The sequence below is a fragment of the Micromonospora sp. CNZ285 genome (genome assembly GCF_004637285.1).
The window spans coordinates 6,487,394-6,504,817 of sequence record NZ_SPQD01000001.1 but is presented as its reverse complement, the minus strand read 5'-3'; the positions used below and the strand labels follow the sequence as shown (position 1 = coordinate 6,504,817).

Annotated in this window: 18 protein-coding genes; 5 read left to right on the top strand and 13 right to left on the bottom strand. The window is 73.7% G+C overall.

The window, feature by feature from the left end; translation table 11 throughout:
- Positions 1–5: 5 nt before the first annotated feature.
- The 5 genes from CLT75_RS30170 to CLT75_RS30150 all read right to left on the bottom strand — a co-directional run bounded on the left by CLT75_RS30170 (position 6) and on the right by CLT75_RS30150 (position 4,855).
- A complete protein-coding gene (locus CLT75_RS30170) occupies positions 6–290 on the bottom strand; it encodes a putative quinol monooxygenase (RefSeq protein ID WP_013474158.1) in 285 nt (94 codons plus the stop codon).
- Positions 291–317: 27 nt separating this feature from the next.
- The gene (locus CLT75_RS30165; protein ID WP_135243495.1) at positions 318–1,076 is read right to left on the bottom strand and encodes a MerR family transcriptional regulator; all 759 of its coding nucleotides are present in this window, start codon (positions 1,074–1,076) and stop codon (positions 318–320) included.
- 107 nt (positions 1,077–1,183) lie between these two features.
- A complete protein-coding gene (locus CLT75_RS30160; RefSeq protein WP_135243494.1) occupies positions 1,184–1,816 on the bottom strand; it encodes a hypothetical protein in 633 nt (210 codons plus the stop codon).
- 132 nt (positions 1,817–1,948) lie between these two features.
- The gene (locus CLT75_RS30155; protein ID WP_486485298.1) at positions 1,949–4,228 is read right to left on the bottom strand and encodes a putative bifunctional diguanylate cyclase/phosphodiesterase; all 2,280 of its coding nucleotides are present in this window, start codon (positions 4,226–4,228) and stop codon (positions 1,949–1,951) included.
- A 129-nt stretch (positions 4,229–4,357) separates the two neighbouring features.
- Positions 4,358–4,855 carry a helix-turn-helix domain-containing protein gene (locus CLT75_RS30150; RefSeq protein WP_135243493.1) on the bottom strand — a complete coding sequence of 166 codons (498 nt, stop codon included), beginning with the start codon at positions 4,853–4,855 and terminating at the stop codon, positions 4,358–4,360.
- A gap of 78 nt (positions 4,856–4,933) precedes the next feature.
- Between CLT75_RS30150 and CLT75_RS30145 the strand changes: the two genes are divergently transcribed.
- Positions 4,934–5,887 (top strand): S41 family peptidase, encoded by a 954-nt coding sequence (locus CLT75_RS30145; RefSeq protein ID WP_135243492.1) that lies wholly within the window; start codon positions 4,934–4,936, stop codon positions 5,885–5,887.
- Between the two features lie 10 nt (positions 5,888–5,897).
- Here the strand turns inward: CLT75_RS30145 and CLT75_RS30140 are convergent, their stop codons facing one another.
- The 7 genes from CLT75_RS30140 to CLT75_RS30110 form a co-directional block, all read right to left on the bottom strand.
- Positions 5,898–7,403 carry a hypothetical protein gene (locus tag CLT75_RS30140; RefSeq protein ID WP_135243491.1) on the bottom strand — a complete coding sequence of 502 codons (1,506 nt, stop codon included), beginning with the start codon at positions 7,401–7,403 and terminating at the stop codon, positions 5,898–5,900.
- Positions 7,400–8,479, bottom strand: coding sequence for a hypothetical protein (locus tag CLT75_RS30135; protein WP_486485297.1), 1,080 nt, complete (start codon positions 8,477–8,479; stop codon positions 7,400–7,402). The genes CLT75_RS30140 and CLT75_RS30135 overlap by 4 nt, the downstream gene beginning before the upstream one ends.
- Positions 8,480–8,689: 210 nt before the next feature.
- Positions 8,690–8,923, bottom strand: a complete 234-nt coding sequence (locus tag CLT75_RS30130) for a zinc-ribbon domain-containing protein (protein WP_135243490.1) — start codon at positions 8,921–8,923, stop codon at positions 8,690–8,692.
- A gap of 60 nt (positions 8,924–8,983) precedes the next feature.
- A complete protein-coding gene (locus CLT75_RS30125) occupies positions 8,984–9,829 on the bottom strand; it encodes an SRPBCC family protein (protein WP_135243489.1) in 846 nt (281 codons plus the stop codon).
- Positions 9,822–10,382 (bottom strand): winged helix-turn-helix domain-containing protein, encoded by a 561-nt coding sequence (locus tag CLT75_RS30120; RefSeq protein WP_013284257.1) that lies wholly within the window; start codon positions 10,380–10,382, stop codon positions 9,822–9,824. Before CLT75_RS30120 ends, CLT75_RS30125 begins: the two co-directional genes overlap by 8 nt.
- A 91-nt stretch (positions 10,383–10,473) precedes the next feature.
- Positions 10,474–11,817, bottom strand: coding sequence for a class I SAM-dependent methyltransferase (locus tag CLT75_RS30115; RefSeq protein WP_135243488.1), 1,344 nt, complete (start codon positions 11,815–11,817; stop codon positions 10,474–10,476).
- A complete protein-coding gene (locus tag CLT75_RS30110) occupies positions 11,814–13,199 on the bottom strand; it encodes an FAD-binding oxidoreductase (protein WP_135243487.1) in 1,386 nt (461 codons plus the stop codon). Before CLT75_RS30110 ends, CLT75_RS30115 begins: the two co-directional genes overlap by 4 nt.
- Positions 13,200–13,292: 93 nt before the next feature.
- Between CLT75_RS30110 and CLT75_RS30105 the strand changes: the two genes are divergently transcribed.
- From CLT75_RS30105 to CLT75_RS30095, 3 genes are read left to right on the top strand one after another with little or no spacing between them, the layout of a single operon-like run.
- The gene (locus tag CLT75_RS30105) at positions 13,293–13,763 is read left to right on the top strand and encodes a YbaK/EbsC family protein (protein ID WP_209310407.1); all 471 of its coding nucleotides are present in this window, start codon (positions 13,293–13,295) and stop codon (positions 13,761–13,763) included.
- A gap of 59 nt (positions 13,764–13,822) precedes the next feature.
- Positions 13,823–14,107: a DUF427 domain-containing protein gene (locus tag CLT75_RS30100; RefSeq protein ID WP_135243485.1), complete on the top strand. Its 285-nt coding sequence runs from the start codon at positions 13,823–13,825 to the stop codon at positions 14,105–14,107.
- A 58-nt stretch (positions 14,108–14,165) separates the two neighbouring features.
- Positions 14,166–14,882, top strand: a complete 717-nt coding sequence (locus CLT75_RS30095; protein ID WP_135243484.1) for an RICIN domain-containing protein — start codon at positions 14,166–14,168, stop codon at positions 14,880–14,882.
- 73 nt (positions 14,883–14,955) lie between these two features.
- On the opposite strand, the gene CLT75_RS30090 is transcribed toward CLT75_RS30095, so the two are convergent.
- Positions 14,956–16,254, bottom strand: coding sequence for an MFS transporter (locus CLT75_RS30090; RefSeq protein ID WP_135243483.1), 1,299 nt, complete (start codon positions 16,252–16,254; stop codon positions 14,956–14,958).
- A gap of 70 nt (positions 16,255–16,324) precedes the next feature.
- Between CLT75_RS30090 and CLT75_RS30085 the strand changes: the two genes are divergently transcribed.
- On the top strand, positions 16,325–17,398 hold the full coding sequence (locus CLT75_RS30085) for a helix-turn-helix domain-containing protein (protein ID WP_209310406.1): 1,074 nt from the start codon (positions 16,325–16,327) through the stop codon (positions 17,396–17,398).
- Positions 17,399–17,424 lie beyond the last annotated feature (26 nt).

Here is a 17,424-nt window from a genome sequence, read left to right as displayed (position 1 = left end):
ACGGGTCAGGGAGCCTCGACGCCGGAGATGCGGAACTTGTGCACCTCGGCGCCGAGGATCTCCGTCACCTGCTCGGCCTCCGGGCCGGAGCCCCGGAACGCCAGCAACTGCTCGTCGGACTCCCACCGCTCGTAGACGTTGATCCGGCCCGGCTCGACCAGGTCGGCGCTGACCGCGAAGTCGACGCAGCCGGGTGCGTCCCGGGCCGCGCGGACGGCGGCCTCGCAGGACGCCAGGTAGGCGTCCCGCCGGGCCGGATCGACGTAGAGGGTGCCGGCGACGATGAGCATGCCGGCCATCCTGCCACCCGCCCCCGGTCAGGACCGGGTGATCGCGTTGGCGTGGATCGCCTCGTTCAGGTACGCGGCCATCCCGGGCCGCAGCGTCTCGAAGTACGCGGTGAACCGCGGATCCGCTACGTACATGTCGGCCAGGCCGGTGTGGATCTCGTACGAGCAGTCGTACCACCACTTGGTGATGAGCTGCCGGTGCTCCTCGGCCAGCGCCATCGCCTCCAGCCCGTCAGCGGGCGCGCCCGAGTCCATCAGCGCGGCGAACCGCCGCCCCCAGTCCTCGTTCTCCGCCTTGTTGCGCAGCCAGTCCTCCTTCGAGTAGCGGCCCGCGCGCTCCTGCGACTGCCGGTACGCCTCGGTGCCACCCCAGCGCTGCTCCGCCTCCTCGGCGTGCTCGTCCGGGTCGAAGTCACCGAACACCTCGAACCGCTCCTCCGGCGTCAACTGGATCCCCAACGTCCTCGCCTCCATCGCGTGTTCGATCGCCGCGACCATCTCCTGGAGCTTCCCGATCCGCCCGGACAGCAGCTCGTGCTGCCGGCGCAGGTGCGCCACCGGGTCGGCGTCCGGGTCGTCCAGGATCGCGGCGATCTCCTCCAGCGGGAACCCCAGCTCGCGGTAGTAGCGGATGAGCTGCAACCGGTCCAGGTCGGCCTCGTCGTAGCGGCGGTAGCCCGCCGGCGTACGCCCGCTGGGCCGCAGCAGCCCGATCTCGTCGTAGTGGTGCAGCGTCCGGACCGTCACCCGTGCCGCCCGCGCCACCTGTCCCACCGTGTACGACATGGTTCCCTCCCTTCCGCGGCCAAGACTCCCGCCTTCCGCTACGTGAGGGTCAAGCCGGAAAACACGACGCCCCCGACCAGGATCGGCCGGGGGCGGAGTCGGTGCGGTCAGTTGGTGACCTTCTCCTTCTCGGGAGCGGCGAAGGTCGCGTTCTTCGGGGTGCGGAAGGCGTGCACCAGGCCGGCGATCGAGAGCAGCAGGAGCAGGCCCGCGCCGAGGTACATGGCCAGGGCGCCCTGCTCGGCCTTGCGGCCGAACTCGCTGAAGCCGTACGAGGTGAGCAGCAGGCCGCGCAGCGTCTCACCCTTGAACACGGTCTCCCGCTGCGCGCTCACCTCGGCGAGCTGCTTCTGCAGGTCGGCCAGGTTGGCGGCGTTGCTCTGCTCGGCCTGGGCCACCTGCTCGCGCAGCGCGCTCTGCGGCTCACCCAGGTCGGCGTAGGTCTTGCCGCCGGCCATGGACTTCAGGTGCAGGCCGATGTAATCGTTGGCGTAGCACTCGGCCTGCTTGCCGGTGGTCATCTTCTGGCCGGCGTACTCGCGCAGGCAGTCCGACTTCTTCTCCTCGTCGGACAGCTTGTCCGCCGGGGTGAAGGTGATGTGCTGCGCGCCGAGCTGGTCGCGTACGTAGTCGTTGGCGAAGTTGGCGTTCGTCGTGAGGACGACGCCGACGACGAGCAGCAGGACCGCCAGGCCCAGCCCACCGATGCTGAACAGCAGATCGAGCGTCCGTCGCTTCATATCAGACTCCCATGTGGAGGATGTGTTCCGTCTGTGTTGACGAAAATCATCCTGACGGTAACCGAACCTCCCGGAGCAGGGTCGAATCCCCTGTCCCGCCCAGGACCTTCGGCCCCCGTACACCCGGGCCGGTCAGCGCTCGGCACCGGCTCCGGACAACGCGGGGAGCAGGTCGGGCAGGGCGGCCGGGCGGCCGTACCGCCATCCCTGGCCCTGCCGGCAGCCGATCGCGGTGACCGCCGCGTGCTGCGCGACCGTCTCCACCCCCTCGGCGACCACCGCCAGGTCGAACGCGCCGGCCAGCCGGTTCACCATCTCGACAGTGGCGTACGCGCGGGCGTCACCGGCGTCCAGCCGGGACACGAACGACCTGTCGATCTTCAACTCGGTGGCCGGGATGCGGTGCAGATAGCTCAGCGAGGAGTACCCGGTGCCGAAGTCGTCGATGGCGATGCGGATGCCGAGGTCACGTAGCTGGGACAGCCGGTCGAGCACCGACTGGCTGCCCTCGATCAGCGCCGACTCGGTCAGTTCCAGGGTGAGCGCTCGGGGCGGCAGACCGGCCGCGCCGACCGCGCCGGTGACGGTGGCGATCAGGTCCGGCCGGCACAGGTGGGCGGCGGCGATGTTCACCGCCACAGTCACGTCCGGCGCATGCTCGCGCCAGGTCGCCGCGGCCCGGCACGCCTCGTGGATGACCCACCTGTCGATGGCGACGATCAGCCCGGTCTCCTCGGCCAGCGGCAGGAACCGCGCCGGGGTCAGCACGCCCAGCCGGGGGTGCCGCCAGCGCACCAGCGCCTCGGCGCTGCGTACCGTGCCGGTGTCCAGGTCGACGATGGGCTGGAACTCCATCAGCAGCTGACCCTCGTCCACCGCGCGGCGCAGGTCGGCGATCAGTTCGGCCCGGCTGACCGCCGACTCGCGCAGCTCCGGCGTGCACGTGCGGTACGCGGCCTTGCCGGCCGCCTTCGCCGCGTACATGGCGATGTCGGCGTCGCGGAGCAGGTCGGTGTGCGAGGTGTGCTGCGGCCCGTACTCGGCGATGCCGATGCTCGCCGACGGGTGGACGCCGAGGTCCTCCTCGCCCGGCAGCGGTTCCAGCGCGGCCAGCAGCCGGACCGCGAGCCGCTCGGGGGACACCTGACGTTCCCCGGCGACCAGCACGGCGAACTCGTCACCGCCGAGCCGGGCGATCATCCCGTCCGGGCCGACCGCGTCACGCATGCGTTCCGCGGTGGTGGTGAGCAGCCGGTCCCCGGCGGCGTGCCCGAACCTGTCGTTCACCTGCTTGAAGCCGTCCAGGTCGAGCAGCACCACGGCGACCGGGCCGCCGGCGCGCAACGCCCGCCGCAGCCGCCGGACGAACGTCAGCCGGTTGGGCAGGCCGGTGAGCTGGTCGGAGTACGCGAGCCGGCGCAGCCGGCCGACCAGCCGGAGGTTCTCGTTCGCGGCCAGCCCCTGGCGCAGCGCCAGCACCCCGAGCAGGCCCATCATGCCGACGAAGACCACCTGCGGGGTCTGTCCGCTGGGCTGCCGGGACAGCAGGACCGCGACGATGGCTCCGCCCACCGGCAGGTACGGCAACGCGACCCGCCACCAGGGCGGCAACGGCGAGTCGACCAGGTCGTCCTCGCCGTCCTCGTCGGACGGCGGTGGATAGCGGGTGGCCAGGCCGACCAGCAGGTAGCTCAGCGGCCAGCAGACGTCGACCGGGTGACCCGGCGTGTAGTCGCCGCGCGCGACCAGGGAGACATAGACGGCGTCCGCGCCGGACCGGATCGCCAGGCCCGCCCCGATCACGGTGAGTGCCCGCCACATCGGCCGGCCCGGACCGGCGACCGCCACCAGGATGGTGAGCTGCATCAGGTCGAACATCGGGTAGAGCAGACCGAACGTCCGCATGGGGTCAGCCAGCTCGGCGTCGGTGATCCGGTGGAACACCACCACCCAGCCGATCGGGATCAGGGCCAGCCCGACGATCACCCCGTCGAGCAGGGTGCGGGCCCGGCCGATCACGCTGCGCGGGCCGGTGCGGGAGCAGAGCAGCGCGGCGGTGCCGGTGACGATGCCGGCGGCGAACAGGCCCGCCACCAGCGGTGTGTGGGGCAGGCCGAGCCCACCGAGGCGTTCCATCGTCCACACCGCACGGCCGAGCGCGGCGAGGCCCATGGTGGCGGCGAGCAGTTCCCAGAACCGGCGCAGCACGGCCGGCTGTCGTCGCGCCGCGCCGGCGCAGAGCACCGCCGCCCAGCTCGACACCGCCATCGCGCCGACGTCGCTCACCAGCGCCGCGCCGGGCAGCCGGGCGGCCAGCCAGGCCATCTCGCCGAGTACGACGACAGCGGCCGCGACAAGTCCGACACGGCCGACGAGCGGATGACGGGCCGGCGCCGCGGCGGCGAGGCTCACGTCGTGCTGGGATACAACGATGCGCTCCGGCTCTCTTCCAGACGTGCACCCTCGACGACGAGGACCGGACGACGGACGGCGCAAGCCTAGCCAGCGCCGGGGACTGCCGCCAGAGTCGACGACTGTCGGTCAGCGGACCGCAGGCGGGTGCCGGTAGAGGGAGACCAGCACGCCGTAGCGCGCCTGCCCCGGTGGCGCCTCCTCGGCCTCGCCGACCAGTTCGTCCAGCGTGGACCGCAGGCGCCGGGCCTGGTCCGGAGTGAGCCGCAGGTTGCGCAGGTGCACGAACGGGTCCGGGTCGCCGGCCATCTCCTCGGCGAACGCGCCCAGCAGCGCCGCGGTGGCGCCCGCGTCCCTGTCGACGCCGGCGAGGCGGCGGAACGTGCGTTCGTGGTAGCGCTCGGTGCCGCCCCGGACCTGGCGGCTGTGCGCCGGGCGGACCATGCCGGCCTCGGTCAGCACGGCGAGGTGGTGGGCCACAGTGCCCTTGGCCGCGCGGAGCCGGGCGGCGAGCTGGCTGAGCGTGGCGGGACCGGCCCCGAGCGCGAACAGCAGCCGGTGCCGGAATGGGTGGGCCAGCGCCTTGAACTGGGCCGGGTCGCGGATCTCCAGCGGATCGTCGGTCACCGCGAAAGCGTCTAGTTCTCTTGACGCTTTTGTCAACCGGCTGCTCTACTTCTCCCCCACCACGAGAACGGGGAATCGATGGATCCGAACGAGATCACGAGCATCGTCGAGCGGGCCGCCGCCCTGGTCGCCGAGGAGTACGTCTTTCCCGACGTCGCCGACCGGGTCGCCGGCCACCTGCGCGAGCGCCTGCGCGCCGGGGCCTACGCCGAGGCGGGCGACGCCGCCACGCTCGGCGCGCTCGTCACCGCCGACCTCCAGTCGGCGAACCGCGACCTGCACCTACGGCTCAAGCACCACGACCAGCCGCTGTCCGACGAGGCCGACGACCCGACCGGGGAACACTTCGCGCGCCTCGCCGCGCTCGGCATGGGCGGCGTGACCCGGGTGCAACGGCTACCGGGAAACGTCGGGCTGCTGGAGATCCAGCCGTACGTGTTCCCGCCCGACCTCGCCGGCGACGCGCTGACCGCCGCGCTGCGGCTGCTCGCCGGCACCGACGCGCTCCTGCTCGACCTGCGCGGCACCGAGGGCGGCAGCCCGGACGGGGTGGCGCTGCTCTGCGGCTGGTTCTTCGCCGAACCGACGCACCTGCACACCATGCACGAGCGTTCCGGCGTCACCCGCCAGTTCTGGAGCGCCGCCTGGCTGCCGGTCCCCCGCTACGCGCCGGAGAAGCCGGTCCACGTGCTCACCGGTCCGGCGACGTTCTCCGGCGGCGAGGAACTGGCGTACGACCTTCAGCAGTTCGGCCGGGCCACAGTGGTCGGTGAGCCCACCCGGGGCGGCGCGCACCCCCGCGTCGGGCACCGGCTGCACCCGCACCTGGAACTGACGGTGCCGGTGGCCCGGCCCGTGCACGCGGCGAGCGGCACCAATTGGGAGGGCTGCGGCGTCACCCCGGACCTGGCGAGCCCGGCCGACGGGGCACACGACGTCGCGTACCGCCGGAGCCTGGAGGCGCTGCTGGCGGCGGACCCGGACCGGCCGACGGCGGCCGAGGCGCGGACGGCCCTCGCCGCCCTGGGCTGACCCGCGCGGGTCAGGACCAGTCCTCCGCCGGAGCCGGATCCGGCGGCGCGGCGGCCGTGCCCGGCGGCCCGCCGTGCGTCCACGGCGTCTCCTCCGGCGCGGGGAACGCGCCGCCCGGCAGGAAGCCGTCGGACAGGCTGGTCAGGCAGATCCGCTCGCCCACCTCGGGCACGCTGCCCGGCGGCGCGGAGAGCCCTCGGCCCATCCCGCCGGACAGTTCCAGCACCACCTCGGTCTTGCCGTCGCCGCCGGGCGTCACGAACACGACCTTCGCCTTCTGCCCCGGGCGGGCCGGGGAGTACAGCGTCGCGCCCACCGGCATCGGCACCGGCTCGGTGGTGACCACCTGGATGCGCGGGCGCAGCACCGGCCGCTTGCCGGAGTCGTCCACCCGCGCCGGGTCGGCGAGCGTCACCTCGCCGACGAACGCCTCACCGGAGAGCCGGTGCTCGGCCATCACCAGCGGATCGTCGTAGGCGCGCTGCACCGCCCACGCTGTCGACGCCCGTTCCAGCCGCTGCAACCGCAGCGCCGCCGCCACCGCGCCGTCGCGCCTCGGCTGCGGGCCGCCCCCGGCGTCGACGTGCTCGGCGTGCGCGGTGAACGCGTCCCGGTCACCGGCCCACCGGCCGGTCACCCGCGCGCCGGCCGGCAGCGTCCGCAGCAGCCCCACGCCGCGCCACATCAGCTCCCAGGTGGGCGCGAGCTGGTCGCGCAGCAGGCCGACGAGCTCGTCGTACGCGGCCGCGCGGGCCACCGGGTCGTCCCCGGCCCGGGTGTACGCCTCGATCGCCGGGGCGAGCCGGCGGTTGTCGAAGTCCGGGTCGGTGGCCGGGCCGGCCGGCGGGCAGTTCTTCGGGTCCTCGGCACGGGCCGCCGCCTCGGCGCCGGTCGACCCGGCCGGCGGGTCCAGCCAGCCCAGCACCGCCGGCAGATGCAGATCCTCCACCACGCTCTGCCCGGTCGCCCAGTGCAACGTCAACGCCTCGGTCAGCGCCAGCAGCGCCGACGAGCCGGGCTGCTCGGCACGCTCGGCGAAGAACGTCAGCCAGCGGCCGAGCAGCGGCACCGACTGGTGCACCGGATAGTCGCCGTCGGCACGGCGGAACCGGGTGGAACGGCCGAACAGCCGCAGGAACGTGATCCCGGCCGGGTTCGGCACCAGCAGTTGCGGCGCGTCGACGTACCGGTGGCGGACGTCGCGGCCCCGGTCCACCGGCACCGCCTCGGTCAGGTCGCGGAACTCGTCCAGGTACGGCAGCACGATCCCGGCCAGCTCGGCGGCGAACGCGAACCGCTGGTCCCGGTTGCGCGGCTGCGGCACCACCAGCAGCCGGGCCTCGTCGGGCGCGGCGCCGACCATCGCGGCCAGCGGGGCGTTCGCCTCACCGGCGAGCGCAAGCGGCACCAGCACCAGCGGCCGCTCGGACAGGTGCAGGTGGCGGACGGTGGCCACCGGCTGGGCCCGCCCGGTGGCGACCGCCTGCACCCGGGCGAGCGCGCGCAGCGTACTCACGCGGTTTGTCCTTCGAGGGCGTCGGCGCGCAGGCGCGCGGCGGCCCGCAGCAGCGCGGCGGCCTCCGCCTGCTCCGGCTCGGGCGCGGCCGTGCCGTCGGCGAGCGCCAGCACGTCGGCGACGTCCTCCACGCCGCCCAGCGCCTCGCGGACCGGCCGGCCCAGCGCGCCGGTCCGGCCGCGCGCCTCGTGCCGGCAGAAGTACGCCAGCTCGCAGGCGGCCAGGCAGTCCGGCGCGTAACGGGCGGGCACCTGGTGCAGCGCGGCGGCGAGCGTGGCCGGATCGGCCGCCGGGTCGACGGTGAACCCGGCCGGTACGGCGGCGAGCAGCTCCTCGACCCGGGCCATCCGGGCCAGCTGGCGGCGCAGCACCAGCAGTTGCCGGCGCACGTCGAGCAGGCTGGCCACCGGCTGGTTGGCGAAGTCGCGCGGGCAGACCAGCACCACCTCGTGCGACACCAGCTCCGGGTCGCGTCCCTCGGCGGCGAGCAGTTCGCGCAGCGCCAGCACGTAGACGGCGGACTGGATCGCGGCGGCGGCGACCTTGCCCGGGTCGGCCTGCCCGTCGATCACCGGGAACGACTTGATCTCCACGACGTGGAACCGGCCGGCCAGCCGGGCGGCGACCAGGTCCGGTTCCAGGTGCACCCGGGTACCCGCCACGTCCAGGCCGAGCAGCGGGTGGTCGAACAGCGCCGGGCCGTCGCCGCTCGCAGTGAGCGCCGCCCGGGACCGTTCCGGCCGGTCGTCGTCGGCACCCAGGTCGGTCCAGGTGGCATCGGCCGGGACCGGTACGCCGAGCCGCTCCGCCACCAGGCGCAGCAGTTCCGCCCCGCCGTCGGCCTTGACCTGGGCCTCGAACGCGTTGCCCCGGGTGATCGCGAAGCGGGACTGGCCGAACTTCGCCGGGAAGCCGAGCCGCTCGGCGAGCGCCGGCTTGTCCGCGCCCGCGCTGTCCAGCACGGCCCGCCGGGTGCAGCCGGGGTTGCCGGTCAGCGCGGCGATGGTGCGGGCGTTGTGCCGCCGGGGCGGCCCACCACCCCGGATCTGCGCCAGCCGCTCCTCCACGCCACCCATGATCCCAGAATAGGTGTGCGCACCCGGGGACTCAGCGGCCGGCGGAACGGTTCCAGGGCGAACGTGGCGACTGCGCGCCCGCGACCCGGCGACGCCGGCGGCGGTGCCGGCGCCCGGGCGTGCAGGGTGGACGGGCGGCGGTGTGCACCGGCGGGGCGATCGGGGCGGCGGGCTGCCGGCCGATCAGCCAGTAGAGGAAACGGGTCACTGTCAGCCGACCGGGAGGCGCTCGGCCTCGGCCCGCGAGATGTCGTACTCGGCGCCGCAGAACGTGCACTGCTGCGCGTACCGGGTGCGCAGCGGGATCAGCGGGATGAAGAAGAGGCTGAACCTGGTGACCCGGCGGGTGATCACCTGGGCGGCCTGGTTGCCGCAGTTGCGGCAGACAGCGGTGACGACGCCGGACCGGACGACCTTGGTCCGCAGCCCGAAGATGAAGAACATCGCCCGGCATTACCCACCCGGGGCCCGGGTTAAGCAGGCCCCGGGTGGGTCACCGGAAGGTCAGGCGGGAACCTCGTCGGTCAGCCAGATCGGCTTCCAGTCCGGCACCTCGTGGAAGCGCCGCAGCTCGGCGAAACCGGAGACGATGCCGGTCCAGGCGCCGTACGGCGGGTTGCCCTCGTCGAAGCCGGACTGCACGAACGTCAGCTTCGTCCGGCCCTCGGACTCGTCCAGCTCCCAGGAGGTCACCCCGGTCGGTCCCCAGTCGATGGAGAGCCCTCGTCCCGGCGTCACGTCGAACACCTTCGCGGCCTGACCGGCGTCGAAGCCGCCCATCGCGTACCGGCCGCCCTCCCAGGGCTCGATGCCGATCGGGTAGCCGAACCAGGCGCCCGCCTGCTCCGAGTCGGTGAGCGACGTCCACACCTTGTCCATCGGCGCGTCGATCAGCAGCTCGCCGCGCAGGTCGGCGGAGGTGAAGTCGGTCCGCGGCAGCAGCGGCCGGCCGTCCAGGTGGTCGTTGAGGTTGGCGAGCGCCAGGTACCAGTACGTCTGGAGCACGCCGCGGATGCTGCTGCCGCTCATCGCCTCCTCGAAGCTGAAGTGACTCTGCCGCAGCGTGAGTATCGTGGCGTCGCCGTCGGGCTCCAGCTCGAACTCGGTGGTGGTCTCGACCCCGTCGAGCGTCCACGCGAAGCGCAGCGTCCGGTCGTCGACGTGCAGCAGCCGCTGGTGTGGCGCGTCGCCCTCGGGCGTGTAGCGGCCCCAGAACTCGTACCGCCGGGGAAGCTCGACCTCGGCGTGCTCGGCCAGCCAGACGCGCAGCTCGGCGGGGTCGGTCAGGGCCCGGCGGACGGTCGCCACCGGCGCGGCGAGGCGGGCGCGGATGGTCATCGGCTCAGTCATGCGTGTCGCCTTTCGGGTAGCAGGCCACGGCGAGCTTGAAGGCGTCTCCCTCGGCGCCGCCGTAACGCGTGAACAGGTCCTGCAGCGTCGTCTGCAGGTCGTGCAGGAACTCCTGCCGCCGTTCGGCAGGGACCCGGATCTCGCCGGAGACGCCGATGGAGGGGAGTTCGGGGGCGGTGCGGTCGAGCGCGGCGATGTCGGCCTGGACCTCCTCCATGAGGTCGAGTAGGTAGCCCAGGCTCAGCTCGTCGCGGGCCCGGCGGGTGCCGCCGATGCGGCCGACCAGGCGGGGCGACAGCCAGTACGACCGGGCGACGGCCTGGTAGATGCCCTCGGTGATGCCGCGCACCTGCCGCTGCGCCACCTGCTCGGCCAGCCCGGCCGCGACGAGCTGCTTGACGTGGTAGTAGACGCGCTGCGGCGTCTGCTCCAGCCGGGCCGCGACCTCGGTGCAGGTGCGGGGCTCGGCCAGTTGCCGCAGCACCTCGATGCGCTGCGGCTTGAGCAGGACTTCGGCCTGCTCGCGCTGTTCCAGGTACAGGACGTCTCTCATGGCAAAATCAGTTTGTACGTACAAAACTTCTTTGTCAATGGCTTCGACGAAAGGCCGCGCGGTCCGCGCGGCCTTTCGTCGGTACGACCGGTCAGGGCGTCCAGTCCGGACGCAGCGGGTACCCGTTCACCCCGTCCGGGCCGTTGTGCGTGGCGAGCACGTGGTGCAACTGGATGCCGTTGCGCTCGAACGCCAGCCGGGAGCCGGCCATGTAGAGGCCCCACACCTTCGCGGTGCCCGGCCCGACCTCGCCGACGCAGAAGTCCCAGTGCTCGACCAGGTTGCGGCACCACCCGGCGAGCGTCAGCGCATAGTGCTGGCGCAGGTTCTCCTCGTGGTGCACCTCGAACCCGGCGTCGTGGATCTCGCTGATCAGCCGGCCCGGACCGGCCAGCTCACCGTCCGGGAAGACGTACCTGTCGATGAACGCGCCGGAGCGGTGCGGCGCCCGGTTGTCGGCGCGGGTGATGCAGTGGTTGAGCAGCCGCCCGCCGGGCTTGAGCCGGGAACGCAGCGCACCGAAGTAGGCCGGGTAGTTGCGCACCCCGATGTGCTCGGTCAGCCCGATCGAGGAGATCGCGTCGAACTGCTCGCGCGGCGCGTCCCGGTAGTCCAGGTGGCGCACCTCGGCCAGCTCGCTCAGCCCCTCCCGTTCGATCGCCGCCTGCGCCCACTCGGCCTGCGCCTTCGACAGCGTCACACCGAGCGCCTTGACGCCGTACTCGCGGGCCGCGTGCCGGACCATGCCGCCCCAGCCGCAGCCGACGTCCAGCAGCCGCATCCCCGGCTTGAGCGCCAGCTTGCCGGCGACCAGGTCGTACTTGTTCCGCTGCGCCTCCTCCAGCGTGTCGCCGGGGCTGCGGTACACCGCGCAGGTGTACGTCATGGACGGCCCGAGCACCTTCTCGTAGAAGGCGTTCGACACGTCGTAGTGGTGCGAGATCGCGCTGCTGTCCCGGGTACGCGAGTGACGCAGCCCGGTCATCAGCCGCCGCCAGCGCGGGGCCGCCTCCTGCGGCGGGGGCGGCGGCGGGCGCAGCCGCTCCCAGCCCAGCCCTCGGACCAGCGCGAGCGCCTCGCTCATCGCCGGGAGCCGCAGCGGCACCTCGTCCTTGATGACCCGCAGCGCCTCGTACGGGTCGCCCGGATGCACGCCCTCCAGCCCCAGGTCGCCGCTGACGTAGGCCCGGGCCATGCCCAGGTCGCCCGGCGCGGTGAGCAGGTAGGACAGGCCCCGCTCGGTGCGGATCGCCAGGGTGATCCCGGCGTCGGCCGGGCCCAGCGCGCTGCCGTCGTAGCCGGTGACCCGGACGGGCAGGCCGCCGGTGGTGACCGCGCGGACCACGTCCGCGACTGTGGGTCCGGTACGCCGCCCGCCCGCCGGCGGGCCGGCCGGGGCGCTCGCCGCCCCCGGTGTTCGGTCGGTCAGACTCATGCTCGGGATACCGCCTTCTCGTACAGTCCGGTGAGTCGGTGGTCCGGGTCGTAGCGGTCCTTCACGGCACGCCAGGTGTCCCCGCCGTAGAGGCGGTCGAACTCGCCCCGGTCGTAGTACGCGTCGGAGTAGAGCGACTTGTGGCCGCCCACCTCCGACACCATGCGCTCGATCTGGCGGTTGACGTCGCCGTCCGCGGCGCCCGCCGCGATGGGCACGCTTCCCCAGAAGCCGATGTTCACATACGTTTCGCCCGGTCGGAGCGGATATAGCGGCCACGCCTTCGCCGACCCGGGACCGGACGGCTCCCGCAGCCGCAGCGGGCACAACCAGACCGGGGTCATGCCCACGTTCGCGGCGAACCAGCGCAGGAACTCGGGCGTGCGGTCCAGCGGAACCTCCACGTCCTGCACCACCCGCTCCCGGGCCGGGCGGCCCCGCCACCTGTCGACCCGGGCGGCCACCTGGTGCCGGTGCTCCAGCCGCACGATCCGGTGGTAGACGTCGCTGCGCCGGTAGCGCCGCGGCCACAGCCGCCGCACCACCGGGTGCTGCACCCCGAACGCCGCCGAACACCAGAACCAGTCGGTGTCCCAGCGCCAGAGATAGGCGTACGCGGTGAGCGTGTCCCGGGTGCGCCGGCGCAGCGAGCGGTAGTAGATCTCCTGGCCGGTGTAGTCGGACGGGCCGTCGTCGGCCTCGTCGGTGAACGTGCCGAGCACCAGATAAGCCTCGCCGGGGCTGAACACCACCCCGTCCATGGCGTCGACCGGCTCGCCGCCCCAGGCGCCCTTGGCGACCACCTCACCGATCGCGTCGACCAGTTCCTCCAGCCGGGTGAACCGGATGTTGCGCAGCGACACGTACCGGCGGACCGGTTGCAGCTCGATGCGCAGCCGGGTCGCGTAGCCGAGGCTGCCCAGCGAGTTCGGGAAGGCGCGGTGCAGGTCGGCGTGCTCGCCCCGGGGCCGGGTCGTGACGATCTCCCCCGCGCCGGTGAGGACGTCCATCTCCCGCACCGACTCGTGCGGCAGGCCGTTGCGGAAGGAGGTGGACTCGATGCCCAGCCCGGTCACCGCCCCGCCCAGCGTGATCGTGCGCAACTGCGGCACGACAAGCGGCATCAGGCCGTGCGGCAGCGTCGCGTCGACCAGATCCTCGTACGTGCACATGCCCTGCACGTCGGCGGTGCGGGCCGCCGGGTCCACGGTGAGCACCCCGGTCAGGCCGCTCACGTCCAGGCCGGGCGTACGCGGCGCGGAGCGGGGCCGGAACAGGTTCGAGGTCTGCTTGGCCAGCCGTACGGGTTCCCCGGCGGGCACCGCGGCGTAGGAGCGCCGCAGCGTGTCCACCGCCCGTTCATGATCACGGACAGCGTGCATGAGATCACCTTACGCGCGGGTACGACAATTCGTGGGACGTCCACGGTGGCCTTTCGGCGACTCGCCGACGACGCGCGCGTTACCGTGACCGCCATGGCGAATCCCGCGCTGACCGCTCTCGACCACGCCGGCCTGCCGTACCGGGTGATCCGCCACGGTCCGGTCGCGAGCCTCGCCGAGGCGGCCGCGGCGCGCGGCGTCGAGGTGCCCGACGTGGTCAAGACGATCGTGGTCCGCCGCGGCGAGGGCGACCTGCTCTTCGTGCTCACGCCCGGCGGCCGGGTGATCTCCTGGCCGAAGCTGCGCGCCCTGCTCGGGGTGAGCCGGCTGTCGATGCCCGACGCCGAGGCGGCGAAGGCCGCCACCGGGTACGCCCGCGGCACCATCACGCCGTTCGGCTCCACCACCGCCTGGCCGGTGATCGCCGACGAGCGGCTGCGCGGCCGGGAGATCACGCTCGGCGCGGGCGAGCACGGCCTCGCCGTCGCCGTCGACGCGGACACCGCGCTGGCCACGCTCGGCGCGACGGTGGCCGACGTGACGGACGAGGAGCCGACGCGCTGAGCGGTGGCCGGTACGCCGAGCGGTGGCCGGTACGCGACCACCGGCATAGCGTGGAGGACATGCCGAAAGCTGTCTGGAACGACCTCGTCGTCGCCGAGAGCGACGACACAGTGGTGGTCGAGGGCAACCACTACTTCCCCCGTGCCGCGCTGCGCGACGACCTGATCCGGGAGTCCGACACCCACACGGTCTGCCCGTGGAAGGGCACGGCCTCCTACTACACGCTCGAACACGGCGGCGCCACCAGCCCGGACGCCGTCTGGTACTACCCGGATCCCAAGCCGGAGGCGGAGATGGTCCGCGACCGGGTGGCGTTCTGGAAGGACGTCCGGGTCGTCGGCTGAGTCACCGTGCCGCCGGGGCGACTGGCACCCGGCGGCCCCGGTGGGTCACTATGCCCCCATGGCCGACCCGCACTCCGACCCGTCCGGCACCGTCTACGGCGCCCGCCGCGCCCGTGGCGTCCGTGGCGTCCGGCTGCCCCAGGACCCGCTGATGCGGGTCGCGCTGGGCGTCGGCGTGGCGGGCGTACTCCTCGGGGCCTTCTTCGCCACCGGCGTGCTCGGCGGCGGTACCGAGCGGCCGGTGGTGCCGGCGGCGGCAGCGCCCACCGCGGAGCCGAGCGAGACGAGCGCGGAGCCGACGGCGGAGCCCACGCCGTCGGCGTCGCCCAGCGCGGCGCCGAGCACCCCCGCCGCGCCGGTGGCCACGCCGAAGGTAATCCGGGGCGTGCCGTCCGGGCGCTGCCTCGGCGTGACGGGCGACGAGGCCGAGGGCGCCCAGGCGGCGCTGGCCGACTGCACCGGCGGGCCGGAGCAGCAGTGGGTGGTCACGCCGGTCACCAACGACACCTACCTGCTCGTCAACGCGGCGAGCGGCAAGTGCCTGGACGTCAACGAGGCGAAGACCGACGACGGCGCGGACGTGCAGCAGTGGTCCTGCAACGGGCAGGCCAACCAGCAGTGGCGGTTCCAGCAGGCCGGTGACGGCGCGGCGCTGCTTGTGGCAGTGCACAGCGGCAAGTGCGCGCAGGTCGACGACGCGGGCACCGAGCCCGGCCGCGAGCTGGAGCAGGCGCCGTGCAGCGGCGCTCCCGAGCAGCAGTGGGCGGCCGGCTGACCGGTCGGCCCCGGTGGCGCTGACCTGTCACCCCCGGTAGCGCAGACCGGTCACCCCCGATAGCGCCGACCCGTCAGCCCCGGTAGCTCCAGGCCCGCCGGCCCGCGACCACCGGCAGCGCGAACGCGGGCTCGCCGGCGGGACGGCGCCGCAGCAGCAGCGACAGCCCGGCCGCGCCGACCGACAGCGCCCCGGCCACGTACCAGGCGAGCGCGTAGTCACCGAGCCGGTCCCGGACCAGGCCGGCGCCGGTGGCCGCGAGCGCGGCGCCGAACTGGTGCGCGGCGAACACCCAGCCGAACACCACGGCGCCGGACGCGCCGAACCACTCCCGGCACAGCGCCACTGTGGGCGGGACCGTCGCCACCCAGTCCAGCCCGTAGAAGACGATGAAGACGAGCATGCTCGGCTCGGCAGTACCGGCGAACAGGCTCGGCAGCACCAGCAGCGACGCCCCGCGCAACGCGTAGTAGGCGCCGAGCAGCAGCCGGGCGTCCACCCGGTCGGTGAGCCAGCCGGAGGCGATCGACCCGGCGATGTCGAAAAGCCCGACCACGGCGAGCAGGCCGGCGGCGGTGGTCTCCGGCATGCCGTGGTCGTGCGCCGCGGGCACGAAGTGCGTACCGACCAGGCCGTTCGTGGTCGCGCCGCAGATCGCGAAACCACCGGCGAGCAGCCAGAACGGCCGCGTCCGCGCGGCGGCGGCGAGCGCGCCGACCGCCCGCGCCGCGGCGCCGCCCTCCGGCCGGGCCGGCGGCACGACCTCGGTCGCGCCGTACGCGGGCCGCCCCAGGTCCGCCGGGTGCTCCCGCAACAACCACACCACAAGGGGTACGACCGCCAGCGCGGCCCCGGCGACGACGAGTGCCGCCGTGCGCCAGCCGTGGTCGCGCACCAGCACCGCCAGCAGCGGAAGGAAGACGAGCTGCCCGGCCGCGCCGCCCGCGGTGAGCACACCCGTCACCAGGCCGCGCCGCTTGACGAACCAGCGCCCGGTCACCGTCGCCACGAACGCCAGCGCCATCGAGCCGGTGCCCAGCCCGACGAGGACGCCCCAGCACAGCAGAAGCTGCCAGCTCTCGGTCATCCCCACGGTCAGGCCGCTGCCGGCCGCCACCAGCACCAGCGCGCCGGCCACCACCCGGCGGATGCCGAACCGGTCCATCAGCGCGGCGGCGAACGGCGCGGTGAGGCCGTACAGCAGCAGGTTGACCGAGACGGCGGCGGAGATGGTCGCCAGCGGCCAGCCGAACTCGGCGTGCAGCGGGTGCAGCAGCACGCCCGGGGTGGCGCGGAAACCTGCGGCGCCGACGAGCGCGACGAAGGCGACGGCGGCGACGAGCCAGGCCGGGTGCAGGCGGGAGCGGGTCACCTACCGAGTCTCGGGCCGGGCGGTTTCCGCGACGAGCGGCCGGAAAGCCATCGTGCGCAATAATCGGGCCATGTCCGTACCGCACCGGGTCGCCGTCCTCGCCCTCGACGGCGTGGTGGCGCTCGACCTCGGCACCCCCGCCCAGGTCCTCGGCGCCGCCCGCGCCGACGACAGCACCCCGCTGTACGCGGTGGCGACCTGCACCCCCGGCGGGCTGCCCGTTCGCAGCAGCGCCGGCTTCCAGGTCCTCCCCGATCACGGCCTGGAACTGCTGGAGCGCGCCGACACGGTGATCGTCCCCGGCATCCACTCCGGCACGCCACTGCACGACGGCACGGTCGCCGCCGAGGTGGCCCAGGCGCTGCGGGCCGCGTACGACCGGGGCGCGCGCGTCATGTCCATCTGCACCGGCGCGTTCGTACTCGCCGGCGCCGGCCTGCTCGACGGCCGCCCGGCCACCACGCACTGGGCGTACGCGTCGCGCTTCCGCCGCCTGCACCCCGGCGTACCGCTCGACCCCGACGTGCTCTTCGTCGACGACGGGCGCGTGCTCACCTCGGCCGGGGTGGCCGCCGGCATCGACCTGTGCCTGCACGTCGTCCGCACCGACCACGGCAGCGCGGTGGCCAACCGGGCCGCCCGGCGCTGCGTGGTGCCGCCGTGGCGCGACGGTGGGCAGGCCCAGTACATCGAACGGCCCGTCCCCCGCAGCGCCGACAACGGCACCGCCGCCACCCGCGAGTGGGCGCGGCAGCGGCTGCACGAGCCGGTGGCGCTGCGCGAGATGGCGGCGCACGCGCGCATGAGCGTCCGTACGTTCACCAGGCACTTCCGCTCCGAGACCGGGCTCAGCCCGGCGCAGTGGCTGCTCCAGCAGCGCACCGAGCACGCCCGGGTGCTGTTGGAGACGACTGATCTGAGCGTGGACCGGATCGCCCGGGACGCAGGTTTCGGCACCACCGCCGCACTGCGCCAGCACTTCCACGCCCGGGTCGGCGTGGCTCCCACCACCTACCGCCGAACGTTCCGCCGCCCTTCCCCCGCCCCGCCCGCTCCCGCTCCCGCGCCCGCTCTCGTCGATCTTGGAGTTGTGGCGCCTGGAAGGCCGGGCATGTCGGAGTTGTCCACTGCCACAACTGCATGATCGACGACCCGAGGGCTAAGCGGCCC

Bases quoted from the DNA above. Each gene is read 5' to 3' on its own strand.
- CLT75_RS30170 (WP_013474158.1), bottom strand. From the start codon at position 290: ATGCTCATCGTCGCCGGCACCCTCTACGTCGATCCGGCCCGGCGGGAC.
- CLT75_RS30165 (WP_135243495.1), bottom strand. From the start codon at position 1,076: ATGTCGTACACGGTGGGACAGGTGGCGCGGGCGGCACGGGTGACGGTC.
- CLT75_RS30160 (WP_135243494.1), bottom strand. From the start codon at position 1,816: ATGAAGCGACGGACGCTCGATCTGCTGTTCAGCATCGGTGGGCTGGGC.
- CLT75_RS30145 (WP_135243492.1), top strand. From the start codon at position 4,934: ATGGATCCGAACGAGATCACGAGCATCGTCGAGCGGGCCGCCGCCCTG.
- CLT75_RS30135 (WP_486485297.1), bottom strand. From the start codon at position 8,479: ATGGGTGGCGTGGAGGAGCGGCTGGCGCAGATCCGGGGTGGTGGGCCG.
- CLT75_RS30130 (WP_135243490.1), bottom strand. From the start codon at position 8,923: ATGTTCTTCATCTTCGGGCTGCGGACCAAGGTCGTCCGGTCCGGCGTC.
- CLT75_RS30125 (WP_135243489.1), bottom strand. From the start codon at position 9,829: ATGACTGAGCCGATGACCATCCGCGCCCGCCTCGCCGCGCCGGTGGCG.
- CLT75_RS30120 (WP_013284257.1), bottom strand. From the start codon at position 10,382: ATGAGAGACGTCCTGTACCTGGAACAGCGCGAGCAGGCCGAAGTCCTG.
- CLT75_RS30115 (WP_135243488.1), bottom strand. From the start codon at position 11,817: ATGAGTCTGACCGACCGAACACCGGGGGCGGCGAGCGCCCCGGCCGGC.
- CLT75_RS30110 (WP_135243487.1), bottom strand. From the start codon at position 13,199: ATGCACGCTGTCCGTGATCATGAACGGGCGGTGGACACGCTGCGGCGC.
- CLT75_RS30105 (WP_209310407.1), top strand. From the start codon at position 13,293: ATGGCGAATCCCGCGCTGACCGCTCTCGACCACGCCGGCCTGCCGTAC.
- CLT75_RS30100 (WP_135243485.1), top strand. From the start codon at position 13,823: ATGCCGAAAGCTGTCTGGAACGACCTCGTCGTCGCCGAGAGCGACGAC.
- CLT75_RS30095 (WP_135243484.1), top strand. From the start codon at position 14,166: ATGGCCGACCCGCACTCCGACCCGTCCGGCACCGTCTACGGCGCCCGC.
- CLT75_RS30085 (WP_209310406.1), top strand. From the start codon at position 16,325: ATGTCCGTACCGCACCGGGTCGCCGTCCTCGCCCTCGACGGCGTGGTG.